Annotated in this window: 8 protein-coding genes and 1 pseudogene; 8 read left to right on the plus strand and 1 reads right to left on the minus strand. The window is 66.3% G+C overall.

Annotated features, from left to right (window positions below):
- Window positions 1-29: 29 nt before the first annotated feature.
- Window positions 30-3,596 carry an indolepyruvate ferredoxin oxidoreductase family protein gene (locus K8V11_RS07470; RefSeq protein ID WP_303912192.1) on the minus strand — a complete coding sequence of 1,189 codons (3,567 nt, stop codon included), beginning with the start codon at window positions 3,594-3,596 and terminating at the stop codon, window positions 30-32.
- A gap of 271 nt (window positions 3,597-3,867) precedes the next feature.
- On the opposite strand from K8V11_RS07470, the gene K8V11_RS07475 reads away from it, so the two are divergent.
- From K8V11_RS07475 to K8V11_RS07505, 8 genes and pseudogenes are all read left to right on the plus strand, one after another.
- Window positions 3,868-5,448, plus strand: a complete 1,581-nt coding sequence (locus K8V11_RS07475; RefSeq protein ID WP_303912195.1) for a carboxyl transferase domain-containing protein — start codon at window positions 3,868-3,870, stop codon at window positions 5,446-5,448.
- A gap of 9 nt (window positions 5,449-5,457) precedes the next feature.
- Window positions 5,458-7,566, plus strand: coding sequence for an acetyl-CoA carboxylase biotin carboxylase subunit (locus tag K8V11_RS07480; protein WP_303912198.1), 2,109 nt, complete (start codon window positions 5,458-5,460; stop codon window positions 7,564-7,566).
- 18 nt (window positions 7,567-7,584) lie between these two features.
- Window positions 7,585-8,730, plus strand: coding sequence for an acyl-CoA dehydrogenase family protein (locus K8V11_RS07485; RefSeq protein ID WP_303912201.1), 1,146 nt, complete (start codon window positions 7,585-7,587; stop codon window positions 8,728-8,730).
- Window positions 8,727-9,257: a MaoC family dehydratase gene (locus K8V11_RS07490; protein ID WP_303912204.1), complete on the plus strand. Its 531-nt coding sequence runs from the start codon at window positions 8,727-8,729 to the stop codon at window positions 9,255-9,257. The genes K8V11_RS07485 and K8V11_RS07490 overlap by 4 nt, the downstream gene beginning before the upstream one ends.
- Entirely contained in the window at window positions 9,254-10,120 is an 867-nt protein-coding gene (locus K8V11_RS07495) for a CoA ester lyase (RefSeq protein ID WP_303912206.1), read from the plus strand. Before K8V11_RS07490 ends, K8V11_RS07495 begins: the two co-directional genes overlap by 4 nt.
- Window positions 10,121-10,264: 144 nt before the next feature.
- A complete protein-coding gene (locus K8V11_RS07500; RefSeq protein WP_303912209.1) occupies window positions 10,265-11,893 on the plus strand; it encodes an AMP-binding protein in 1,629 nt (542 codons plus the stop codon).
- Between the two features lie 425 nt (window positions 11,894-12,318).
- A pseudogene (locus K8V11_RS14660) lies at window positions 12,319-12,453 on the plus strand (type IV toxin-antitoxin system AbiEi family antitoxin domain-containing protein); the annotation flags it as partial.
- Window positions 12,454-12,705: 252 nt separating this feature from the next.
- Window positions 12,706-13,266, plus strand: coding sequence for a hypothetical protein (locus tag K8V11_RS07505; RefSeq protein ID WP_303912212.1), 561 nt, complete (start codon window positions 12,706-12,708; stop codon window positions 13,264-13,266).
- Window positions 13,267-13,305: the final 39 nt, after the last annotated feature.

The following is a 13,305-nucleotide window of genomic DNA, read 5'->3' on the forward strand; positions in this document are numbered from 1 at the left end:
CTCCGCCATAATCGGCCGCGGCGTTGTGCTCAGCCTGCGAAGAGCTCCGAGGTGCGCGCTTCCATCTCCGTGCGGTACTCGGCGGCGTTGCGTTCCTTGATTCCTTCATAGCCGCGAACCATGTCCGGCAACTCCGCGACAGCGGCAGCCCGTGCGAGCCACATCGCGTCCGGGGTTTCCGCACGCATGTGATGGACGAGCCGGTCGACGAACGACTCGTACTCGGCGAGTAGCTCGCGTTCGAGTTTGCGCGCCTCCGTGCGGCCGAACACGTCGAACTTCGTACCGCGAAGCCGCTTCGCCTTGGCAAGACCGACGAGCGCGGGACGCGCCCATTCGCCGAGCGCAATCTTGTTCTTCATCCCCATCGCACGGAGTACCGGCGGATGGAGTCGTATCGCCATTTTCGCGCCCTCGCCGAAGTCGTCGGTGACCTGAGCCGTGAATTCCGGGTCGATGGCAAGGCGAGCGACCTCGTACTCGTCCTTGTACGCCATCAACTTGAACAGGTAGGTGGCAACAGCCTCTGCGAGGACTGTCGAACCCGGAGATGACTCGCTTTCGGCTCGCCGTACCGATTCGACGCGGTCCGCATAGCGCTGCGCATAGCGTGCGTCCTGGTAGGCGAGCAGCTCTGGCACGCGGACGGTGAGAATTTCCTCTAGCCGGTTTCCGCTCGAGTCGACGCTCGAGAGGATCGAGCGTTCCTCGCCGGACAGCGCACGCGGTGCGGGGGCCGGATGCAGGCGCTCGACTTCCGCGGTAACGCCGGCGGGGTCTTCGACTGCCTGGCGGCCGCGGCGGAAGGATTGGATGTTGCGCTCGACCGCGACGCCGTTGAGTTCGATGGCGCGCTCGATCGACTTAGCGCTGATGGGCAGCGACCCGGACTGGTACGCGGCGCCGACGAGCACCATGTTCGCGGCCGACGTATCCCCGAAAAGCTGCATGGACAGCTCCATCGGATCGAGGGCAACCACACGGCGCGAGCTCGCTCCGATACGCCCGGAAACCTCGGAGGCGGCGGGGTAGGAGGTCTTCGTGTCGATGACCATCTTGCCGGTGGGGATCTTCGCCGTCGACAACACCGACACGGTCCGCTCGGGCGAGGCGACCTTGAGATTCGTCTGGTCCGCTCCTACAAGTCCGTCCGCACAAAGGTAGAGATCGCAGTTCGCGGTCGCGACCTTAGCGGCCTGCGGGAGCGGCGTGCCCGAGATCTTCACGTCCGAGACGACGGCGCCGCCCTTCTGCGCGAGCCCGGTCATGTCGAGGGTGCGCGAATGCTTGCCATCGATCACCGCGGCCGTCGCGAGCACCGCGGACAGGGTGACGACACCCGTGCCGCCGATACCGGTGATCCGCATGGAGAAACCCGCGCCTCCGCCGTCATACTGCTCCGGGGTAGGCGTGGGGAGGGCGGCGGCGTCCAGCGAGGCGGCGCGCGCCGCGGGCACCTTCTTCTTCTCGCCTGGGGTGACCGTGACGAACGACGGGCAGTCGCCGGACAGGCAGGAGAAGTCGAGGTTGCAGGAGGACTGGTCGATCTGGGTCTTGCGGCCGAACTCGGTGTCGACCGGGTGAACCGACAGGCAGTTCGACTTCTTGCCGCAGTCGCCGCAGCCTTCGCAGATCCGCTCGTTGATGACGACCCGCTGGGTGGGCGTGGGGTAGTCGCCGCGCTTGCGCTTGCGGCGCTTCTCCGCGGCGCAGTGCTGGTCATGCACGAGAACGGTGACCCCGGGGACGGCGGCGAGTTCTCGTTGCACGTCGATCATGTCCGCGCGGTCCCGCACCTCGACACCTGCGGGGAGGCCGAGACGACGGGTGCGCTTTACATCGTCGGTGGTGACGACGATCTTCGCGACCTTCTCCGCCTGCAGCATGCGAAGCGTCTCGACCAGCGATTTGCCGCCGACCGCGTCCTGCCCGCCGGTCATCGCAACCGTGCCGTTGAACAACAACTTGTAGGTGATGTTGTCGCCGGCGGCGACGGCCGCGCGGATCGCGAGCGAGCCGGAATGGTCGAGTGTGCCGTCGCCGAGATTCTGCACGAAGTGGCGCTCGCCGACAAACGGCGCCATGCCGATCCACTGCGCGCCCTCGCCGCCCATCTGGGTGACGCCGACGACGTTGCCGACCTGCTCCTCCGGCTGCAGCAGCACCATCGCGTGACAGCCGATCCCCGCTCCGACGAGCGTGCCGTCCGCCGTCTTCGTCGACGCGTTGTGCGGGCAACCACTACAGAAGTAGGGGGTGCGCTGGATAAGCGGTAACTCGATGCGAGTGGGCCGTCGAGTCTCGGTGTCGAGCCAGCGTTCGGCGGCTTCGATGTGGTGGACGGCGCCGAGGCGATGGGCGAGGCCGCGAGTCACCGAATCGATGTCGAGTTCGCCGAAGCGGGAGAACAGCGTCGAGCCGTCCTCGTTGGACTTGCCACGCACGTTCGGGTTGTGAGGGCGATCGTAGAGGATCTCGCGGATCATCGTCTCGATGAAATCTCGCTTCTCCTCGACGACGATCACCTCGCTGAGCCCGTCCACGAAGCGGAAAAGCATCTCGCGCTCCATCGGGTAGACCATTCCGAGCTTGAGCAGGCGCACGCCGCGGCGACCCAGTTCTTCCTCGTCGAGCCCCATGCGCAACAGCGCCGAGCGCACGTCCATGTATGTTTTGCCTGCGGCGACGATGCCGATGCGGTCGTCACCGGTGTGCGTGATGAGCTTGTTGATTCCGTTGAGCCGCGCGTATTCGAGTGCGCGCGGGATGCGGGTGGTGAGCTGATTTTGCTCGAGCTCCATGAGGTTACGGCCGAGAAGCTTGCCGCTCGGAACGTGCGGGCTCTCCCCGAGCGGTTCGAGGACCGGTGAGATCCTGTCGGGGGACACGACCGCGGTCGACGAGCCGTCGGCGACGTGCGCCGAGATCTTCAGCGAGGTCCACAGTCCAGAGGCGCGCGACATGAACGCGGCGTGCACGCCGAGGTCGAGGATGTCCTGGGAATCGGCGGGGTAGAGGATCGGCATGTACATGTCCGCGAGCGCCATCTCCGAGGCACAGGGCACCGTCGATGACTTGGCGCCCGGGTCGTCTCCGACGAGAGCGACTGCGCCGCCGCGGGATCCTGTCCCGATGAGGTTGGCGTGACGAAGCGCATCAGTCGCCCGGTCGAGGCCAGGCGCCTTGCCGTACCAGTAGCCGACGACGCCGTCGAGTGGGCGAGAGCCGGAATTCGGGCTCGAGGCGAGAGTGCCGGCGGTGCCTGCGAGCTGTGAACCCATCACGGTGGTCGCGCCCAGTTCCTCGTTGACGGCGGGGCGATGGTGGACATCGAAGGGTTCGAGGAATTTGGCGGCGCGGCGGGAGATCTCGAGATCGTATCCGGCCAGCGGTGAGCCCTCGTACCCCGAGATCATCGAACCGGTGTGGAGGCCGAGTCGGCGATCGATGATCGCCCGATCGCGCACCATCCGGACCAGCGCCGAAATGCCGGACAAGAAGATCGTCCCGGATTCGCGCGTGTAGCGGTCCTCAAGCGAGAAATCGCCGAGGTGCTCTGCATCGCTATGCCGATGGGGGCCGAGTACTGAGGTCATGGGGATCACCGAACCATTCCGTATTCATCGTTATCGCGCGCGGCGGGGTCGCGTCGGGGGTGGTGACGCGCTCCGTGCGCACTTCGCAGGTGCGGGTGCGCAACTGCGTGTGACCCAGAACATACCCAATAGGTGTGAACTACGCCACAAAACAGGATTCGGTGGACAATTGTGAGGGGTGTCACTACTATCGAATTACAGTTAATCGAAAATAACCGAAGCTTGGTTCGGCATGGACTTGGCTCGGCGGGAAACGGTCAGGGGACGAGGAATGGCTGCACGCACGCCCGGCGAGAATCGCACGGCGCACATCGAACTCCTCGAAGAACTACGCGCCGCGCGCGAGGAGGTCGCCGCCGGTGGCGGGGAGAAGGCCCGCGCGCGCCACATCGAGCGCGGAAAGCTTCCGGCCCGCGATCGCATCGACGGCCTGCTTGATCCGGGCAGTCCGTTCCTCGAGATCGCGCCGCTTGCCGCCTACGGGATGTACCGCGGCAAGGCGCCCGCGGCAGGTGTTATCGCCGGAATCGGCCGCGTGTCCGGGCGCGAATGCCTCATCATCGCCAACGACGCGACGGTCTCCGGCGGTACCTATTATCCGGAGACGGTGAAGAAGCACCTGCGCGCGCAGGAGATCGCGGCAATGAATCACCTGCCTTGTATCTATCTCGTCGACTCCGGCGGCGCCATGTTGTTGCAGCAGGATCAGGTGTTCCCCGATCGCGATCACTTCGGCCGCATCTTCTTCAACCAGGCGCGGATGAGCGCGCAGGGAATTCCGCAGATCTCCGCCGTCATGGGCTCGTGTACCGCAGGCGGGGCGTACGTGCCGGCCATGAGCGACGAGGCGGTCATCGTGCGCAACCAGGGCACGATCTTCCTTGCCGGCCCGCCGCTGGTGAAGGCGGCGACAGGGGAGGAGGTCACGGCCGAAGAACTCGGCGGCGGCGAACTGCACGCGAAGACCTCGGGCGTGGTCGACCACCTCGCGGCCGACGATCAGGACGCCCTGGCCAAGGTGCGCGACATCGTCGCCACGTGCCCGCCACCGGCGGACGCCGAATGGGACGTCGTCGACCCGGTCGCGCCGGCGCGACCACAGACCGATCTCTACGATTTGGTCCCCACTGATTCGCGGACGCCGTACGACGTCCGCGAGGTCATCTCTACAATTGTTGACGGCGGGGCGTACTCCGAATTCAAGCCCGAATACGGTGCCTCGCTCGTCACCGCCTTCGCACGCATCGACGGCCACCAGGTCGGGATCATCGGCAACAACGGAGTGCTGTTCTCCGAGTCGGCGCTCAAAGGCGCGCACTTCATCGAGTTGTGCGACCGGCGCAAGATCCCGCTGGTATTCCTGCAGAACATCACGGGATTCATGGTCGGCCGCCAGTACGAGGCTGGCGGCATTGCGAAGAACGGCGCAAAGATGGTCACGGCCGTCGCCTGCGCGCGTGTGCCGAAGTTCACGATCATCATCGGCGGCAGCTTCGGCGCCGGGAACTATTCGATGTGCGGCCGGGCGTACTCGCCGCGTTTCCTGTGGATGTGGCCCAACGCTCGGATCTCCGTGATGGGCGGGCCGCAGGCGGCGGACACCCTCGCCACGGTGCGCAAGAACCAGGTCGAGCGCTCGGGTGGCGAGTTCACCGACGCCGAATACGAGGACTACGCGAGCCCCATTCGCGAGCAGTTCGAAAACCAGTCGAGCGCCTATTATTCGACGGCGCGCATGTGGGATGACGGGATCATCGACCCCGCCGATACCCGCAAGGTTCTGTCCCTCGGCCTCGCTGCCGCCGCCAACGCGCCGCTGGAGCCCATCTCCAACGGCATCTTCCGGATGTGATGTGAGCTCATGACCGTCTCCACCGAACACTTCGCCTCGCCAGCCGGACCTCGCGCGTTCGACACCGTGCTCGTCGCCAACCGAGGTGAGATCGCCTGCCGCGTGATCCGGACGCTGCGCGAGATGGGTATCCGCTCGGTCGCGGTGTACTCCGATGCCGACCGCGACGCGAAACACGTCCACGCCGCCGACGTCGCCGTCCATATCGGGCCGGCGGCCGCGAACGAGTCGTACCTCGTGATCGACAAGATCCTCGCCGCCGCAAAGGCGACGGGTGCCCAGGCGATCCATCCGGGATACGGCTTTCTCTCCGAAAACGCCGAGTTCTCCGCCGCCTGCGACGCCGCGGGCGTGGAGTTCATCGGGCCGGCGGCGTCATCCATTAGGGAAATGGGCGACAAGATCTCGGCCAAGGCCGCGGTGTCCCGGCGGGACGTCCCGACCGTCCCTGGAATCTCGCGGCCGGGCCTCAGCGATGACGAACTCATCGCCGGCGCGGAAGAGGTCGGGTTCCCCGTGCTCATCAAGCCGTCTGCCGGTGGCGGCGGCAAGGGCATGCACCTCGTACACGAGCGGTCCGAACTCGCTGCAGCACTGCAGACCGCGCGGCGCGAGGCGGCAAGCTCGTTCGGCGACGACACGCTGTTCATCGAGCGCTTCGTCGACACCCCACGGCACATCGAGGTGCAGATCCTCGCCGATACCCACGGCAACGTCATCCACCTCGGTGAGCGTGAGTGTTCGCTGCAGCGCCGCCATCAGAAGGTCATCGAGGAAGCGCCGAGCCCGCTGCTCGATGCCGCCACGCGCGAACGGATCGGCACAGCTGCGTGCGATGCGGCGCGTTCGGTCGGCTATCGCGGGGCCGGCACCGTGGAGTTCATCGTCTCCGCGAACGCTCCGGACGAGTTCTTCTTCATGGAGATGAACACCCGTCTGCAGGTCGAGCATCCCGTCACCGAGATGGTCACCGGCGTCGACCTCGTCGAATGCCAGGTCCGCATTGCCGCGGGCGAGGAGCTTCCGATCGCGCAGGACGAGGTCTCGATGCGCGGGCACGCGATCGAGGCGCGCGTCTACGCCGAGGACCCGGCGCGTGGATTCCTGCCCACTGGGGGCACGGTTCTCGCGCTCGAGGAGCCGTCCGGCGACGGGATCCGCGTGGACTCGGGGCTCCGGCCGGGAACCGTCGTCGGCGGCAATTACGACCCGATGCTGTCGAAGATCATCGCGTGGGCGCCAACGCGCGACGCGGCACTCACGAGGCTCGACACGGCACTCGCCGCCACGCGCGTCGACGGGGTCGGTACGAACCTCGACTTCTGTCGATTCTTGCTCGCGCAGCCGAGGGTGCGCTCCGGCGATCTCGACACCAACCTGCTCGACCAGCTCGTCGCCGATGACGGCGGAGGCTCGGGGTACGCACCGCCGCTGGTGCCCGCGTCGGCCTTTGCTGCGGCGTGCCAGGCGATCGAGTCGGCGCAGGAGCCGAGCCGCGCTCGCGGGCATGCCGGCTTCGACGCCGGCCGGGGTTGGCGGCTCGGCGGGCCGGCGGACTTCGTCGCTCGCTTCGAGGTCGGCGCGGAGACGCCCGTCGTCGCTCGGCTCCGGTCGGCCGACGACGAGCGGCTCCTCCCGGGCAAGCTCGGCCTCCAGCGCGCCGGCGACGTCGACGCCCCGGTGGAGGAGTCCTACGAGAGCTACGTGCTCGGCGGGCCGTCCGTATTCCGTGTGACCTGTGACGGCGAGACCTCCGATTTCACGACGACGCTGCAACGCGATCCCGGCGGCGACGTGCGCGCGGTGTGGGTCTCCAGCGATTCCGGCAGCTGGACCCTCCACCTCCTGCCCACGCGCGTTCCCCGCGATGCGATCGACGCCTCCGATAACCGTGCGATCACCTCACCGATGCCGGGATCGGTCGTGGCGGTCCATGTCGCCGAAGGCGACGAGGTCGCGGAGGGTGCCGCCGTCCTGGCCGTCGAGGCGATGAAGATGGAACACACCCTGCGGGCCCCGGCAGCCGGCATCGTGCGCCTGAAGGTGCGCGAGGGCGAGCAGGTCGGAGCGGATGCGGTGCTCGCCGTCATCGATGACGTAGAAGAACCACAAAAGTAGAGAACGAGGGAATCCACCATGGCTGAACTAGAAGGCGACTACGCCGAACTGAAGAAGACGGTCGCGGACTTCGCGGACAAGGTCGTCGCGCCGCAGGCCGCGGAGAACGACCGCGAGCATCGCTTCCCCTACGACATCGTCGCGCAGATGGGCGAGATGGGCCTGTTCGGGCTTCCGATCCCCGAGGAATATGGCGGCATGGGCGGCGACTACTTCGCCCTCGCCCTCGCACTCGAGGAGCTCGGCCGAGTCGACCAGTCCACGGCGATGACGGTCGAGGCCGGCGTCGGACTCGGCATGATGCCGATCTTCAAATTCGGCACCGAGGAGCAGAAGCAATCGCTGCTGCCGGACCTCGCCGCCGGTAAGGCACTCGCGGGATTCGGGCTCACCGAACCCGATGCCGGTTCGGACGCCGGTGCCACCAAAACCACCGCGAAGCTCGACGGCTCCGAGTGGGTGATCAACGGCGCCAAGCAGTTCATCACGAACTCCGGTACCGACATCACGAAGTTCGTCACGGTCACGGCGGTGACGGGCGAGCGGGAGAACGGCAAGAAGGAGATCTCGACGATCATCGTGCCGTCGGGCACCCCTGGTTTCGTTGCCGAGAAGGCCTACGACAAGGTCGGCTGGAACGCCTCGGACACGCACCCGCTGAGCTTCTCGGACGCGCGGGTGCCGGAGGAGAACCTGCTCGGCGAGCGCGGCCGCGGCTACGCGAACTTCCTGTCGATCCTCGACGAGGGACGCATCGCGATCGCAGCGGTGTCGGTGGGGGCGGCGCAGTGCTGCGTCGACGATTCCATCGCCTACGCGCGGGACCGGAAGTCCTTCGGGCAGCCGATCTCGCAGTTCCAGGCGATCAGCTTCAAGATCGCGCGCATGCAGGCTCGCGTCCACGCCGCCCGCCTGGCCTACTACGACGCCGCGCGGCTGATGCTCGCCGGCAAGCCGTTCAAATCCGAGGCCGCGATCGCGAAGATGATTGGGTCCGAGGCGGCGATGGACAACGCCCGCGATGCGACGCAGATCCACGGCGGCTACGGATTTATGAACGAGACGCGCGTGGCGCGCCACTACCGCGATTCGAAGATTCTCGAGATCGGCGAGGGCACCACCGAGGTCCAGCTCATGCTCATCGCGCGGGGGCTGGGACTGTGAGCGCGGGAAAGGCAAGCGGCGAGGTCGAGGTCGTCCGTGAGGTCGTGCAGCGGGGGCTGTGGTTCGAGGAATTCGAGGTCGGCACGCTGTACAAGCACCGGCCCGGCCGCACCATGACCGAGGCGGACAACGTCCTGTTCACGACCCTGACGATGAATACCCAGTCGCTCCATCTCGACGCCGCGTGGGCGGCCGAGCAGCCGGGCTTCGGCGGAGAGCGGCTGATGAACTCGATGCACACGTTCTCCACCCTTGTCGGCCTCTCGGTCGCGCAGCTCACCCAGGGCACGATCGTCGCGAACCTCGGCTTCTCCGAGGTCTCGTTTCCGAAGCCTGTGTTCCACGGCGACACCCTCTACGGCGAAACGCTGTGTGTCGGGAAGCGCGAATCGCGCTCGCGGCCCGGCGAAGGCATCGTCTCGCTCGAGCACATCGGGCGCAATCAACACGGCGACATCGTGGCAAAGGCGGTGCGCAAGACATTGGTGCGCTGCCGCCCGGACGGTGGGGAAGGGGAGACCGAATGATCGTGAAGCCCACGTGGAGGCCGCCGGGTCCGGCGCTGTTGTTCTGCCCGGCCGACCGGCCCGAACGGTTCGCGAAGGCTCTCGAACGTGCGGACGGGGTGATCCTCGACCTCGAGGACGCCGTGGCCCCGGAGCGCCGGCGCGAGGCGCGCGAGGCGCTCCTCTCGGCTGCCGGCGAGCTTGATCCCGGCCGCTATATGGTGCGCCTCAACGCCGTCGACACCCCGGACTTCGCACAAGATGCCGAGACCGCCAAGCAGATGGGCGCGTCCGCCGTCATGCTTGCGAAAACCGAATCGGCCGACGACGTGCGTGATGCCGCGAGGGCATCGGGCGCGGACGTGATCGCGCTGATCGAAACCCCGCGCGGGGTCGTCAACGCCGCGGAGATCGCGGGCACGGTCGGCTGCGTCGGGATGATGTGGGGCGCCGAGGACCTCGTCGCCGCGATGGGCGGTGCGACGTCGCGATTCCAGCCCGAGGAGGTCGAACTCGGCCGGACGGCGGATGAGTACCGCGACGTCCCTCGGCACGCCCGTTCGGCGGTTGCCCTCGCGGCTGCCGCTTTCGGTCCGTTCGCGATCGACTCGGTGCACCTCGACATCGCCGACACCGCCGGATTGCGCGCGGAAGCCGTCGACGCCGTCGCGCTCGGCTACGCGGCGACGGCCTGCATTCATCCGTCCCAGGTCGAGGTGATCCGCGAGGCCTACGCCCCGCCCGCCGCGGAGGTGGAGTGGGCGCGCAAGGTTCTCGCCGCCGCGGAGGAGAACGGCGGGGTGTTCAAGCTCGACGGTCGCATGGTCGATGGGCCCGTGATCGCCCAGGCCGAGGCGACGATGCGCCGGGCCGAGAACGCCTGAGCTAGGTCGGAGGCGCCCCGCGCGCAGCCCTCCACTTTCGGTGGATGGCCGGCGGTTTCGCGGCGGACTATGGTCTAAGTCACAATCACAAGTGTTTCGACTGGGCCGCGGCAGATCGTGGTCCTTACCCGTTGGAGGGAACTGATGTCCGCTCTCTCGCTATCCCACGCACAGGGCGCCACCGAGCCCGCGCTGCTCACCACGACGATCGGCGAGAACCTCGCGCGAACGACCGAGCGCTTCGGCGAGCGCGACGCCCTCGTCGACGTGCACGCCGGGGTGCGTTTCACCTACGCGGAGTTCCTCGGCATCGTGCGGCAGGTCGCCACCGGCCTCCTCGACCTCGGAGTGACGGCAGGCGATCGCGTCGGCGTGTGGTCCCCGAACCGCTGGGAGTGGACGGTGGTGCAATACGCGACGGCGGAGATCGGCGCGATCCTGGTCAACATCAACCCGGCCTATCGCACGAGCGAGCTCACCTATGTTCTGGGACAGTCGGGGATCTCCGTGGTCCTCGCCGCGGAGAGCTACAAGGATTCCGATTACGCGGGCATGCTCGAGCAGGTCCGCCCCGAGACGCCCGGGGTACGCGAGGTCGTGCTGTTCGAATCGGAGCAGTGGCAGACGATCGTCGACACGCCCGCCGACGAGCAGCGGCTGTCCGAGATCGCCTCGTCCCTGCGGGCGGCGGATCCGATCAACATCCAGTACACGTCGGGGACGACCGGATTTCCCAAGGGCGCGACCCTGTCGCACTCGAACATCCTCAACAACGGGTACATGGTGGGCGAGCTCGTGAACTACACCGAGCAGGACCGCGTGTGCATTCCGGTGCCGTTCTACCACTGCTTCGGGATGGTGATGGGTAACCTCGCGTGCACCTCTCACGGCGCGGCGATGGTGATCCCGGCACCGACCTTCGATCCGGTCGCGTCGTTGACGGCGGTCGAGAAGGAGCGTTGCACCAGCCTGTACGGCGTCCCCACGATGTTCATCGCGGAGCTTGCCCTCGATAACCTCGCCGACTTCGACCTCGGCTCGCTGCGAACCGGAATCATGGCCGGCTCCCCGTGCCCCGAGAACACGATGCGCCGCGTGATGGGCGAGATGGGGATGGAAGAGGTCTCCATCTGCTACGGCATGACCGAAACCTCGCCGGTCTCCACCCAGACCCGGGTCGACGATTCCGTGGATCGTCGCGTCTCCACCGTCGGCCGCGTCGGCCCGCATCTCGAGGTGAAGATTGCCGACCCGTCGACGGGCGAGACGTTGCCGATCGGCGAGCCGGGCGAGCTGTGCACCCGCGGCTATTCGGTGATGCTCGGCTATTGGGAGAACCCGGAAAAGACCTCCGAGGCGCTGGTCGACGGGTGGATGCGCACCGGCGACATCGGCGTCATGGACTCCGACGGCTACATCCAGGTTACCGGCCGCATCAAGGACATGGTCATCCGCGGCGGCGAAAACATCTACCCGCGCGAGATCGAGGAATTCCTTTACACCCATCCTGACGTCGTAGATGCTCAGGTTATCGGCGTCCCCGATGCGAAGTACGGTGAAGAACTCATGGCCTGGATTCGGCTCTCGCCCGGCGCGGACGAGATAACCGCCGAGTCCCTGCGCGCCTTCGCCGACGGCAAGCTCGCCCGCCACAAGATCCCGCGGTACGTCCACATCGTCGAGGAGTTCCCGATGACGGTGACCGGCAAGGTTCGCAAGGTCGAAATGCGCGCGGCGGCCGAGAAACTCCTCGCCGGCGGCGGCCCCGCCTAGCCTCCGTCCCACCCGGCCGGCCGGCAACGCGCCCCCGCCGCGCCGTCAGACCGACGACGCGTCCCCGCCGCGCCGGCCGACCGACGACGCGCCCCCGCCGCGCCGCGCCGAGGCGCCGCAAGTCACCAACCTCCGGGGCTACACACCAACTCCAGGCCCCACACACCAACCTCAGGGCGCGAAAACTGCGATCCCAGAGTGGTTTCTTGGACCACAGGTTGGTGTGTGGCACCGCGAGTTGGTGTGTAGCTTGAGATGTTCTGAATTCCGGCAATATTCGATGATTCGATGCATCCTTCGATTCCGCTTTGTCTGCTGGACGTGCACAATCACGAATTTCACAGCCCCAGAGCGGACGTCCACAGAAGTGCGATAGGTGTCGCTCGCCGGCATAGCCACATCACGTCGAACTCGAGACTGCAGGTATGCCGAAAATACTGCAGCTGGAAGAGTCCACCGTCCGATTCGTTACCACTCAAGATCTCAGTGATCGGGGAGCGTCGAAGGCGAAAATTGCTCGCCTTGTACGCGCGGGCAAGTTGGTCCGAATCTGCTCAGGCGTATACCTCGAACCGCCGATCGACCTGCAATACGCCGAGAGCAGACATTTACTCCGAGCTGCAGGATTCTCCCTGCGCTCTCAGTGTGATTGGACCTTGTCACACTGCAGTGCCGCGCTGATGCACGGTCTTCCAACGTTGGACATTCCCTTGGGGAAAGTTGTGGTTACCAGACATTCGGACACGCCTCGATCGGGTCAAACCTCGGTCTGCATTCAGCATCGGAGACCGTTGCCAGCGGAGGAGGTCGTGGTGATCGCAGGGTTCAAGGTCACCGGAATCGAACGCACACTTCTCGACGTGGCAACGACCTACGGATTTTCTTCGGCAGTCGTAGCGATCGAGGCCGCTTTGTACAGGCACCTGGTCAGCAAGAACGTGCTCGTCGAATACTTTGGGTCGAAGCGAAATCTCAAGAATATGCAGGCAGGGATTAGTGCCCTCACGTTCGCCTCGCCAGCTTCGCAGTCGGCCCTCGAATCGCGCAGTCGCTTGTTCTTCGACCATTTCGGCATCGCTCAGCCCGAGCAACAGGTCCTCATCACCACCAGGAGCGGGCGACAGTATCGTGTCGACTTCCTCTGGCGCGCGCTCAAGCTCATCGGCGAGGCCGACGGGAAGGCAAAGATCGTCGGGGCAGGCACCACACGGGAGCAGGAGAAGCGGCTTCGGGAGCACTGGCGACGCGAACAGGATCTACGCGCCGAGGGGTACACCGTGGTGCGGTGGACATGGGATGACCTAGCCACGCCTGACGAACTCCGCACCCGGCTCGAATCCGCATTCGCCCAGGCGAGACACCTCGCGGCATAACTTCGCTGCTCCATCCTCAGCCCGTTCGCGGCAGGGGAG

The sequence above is a fragment of the Dietzia timorensis genome (assembly GCF_020742175.1).
GTDB classification, from domain to species: Bacteria; Actinomycetota; Actinomycetes; order Mycobacteriales; family Mycobacteriaceae; genus Dietzia; species Dietzia timorensis_A.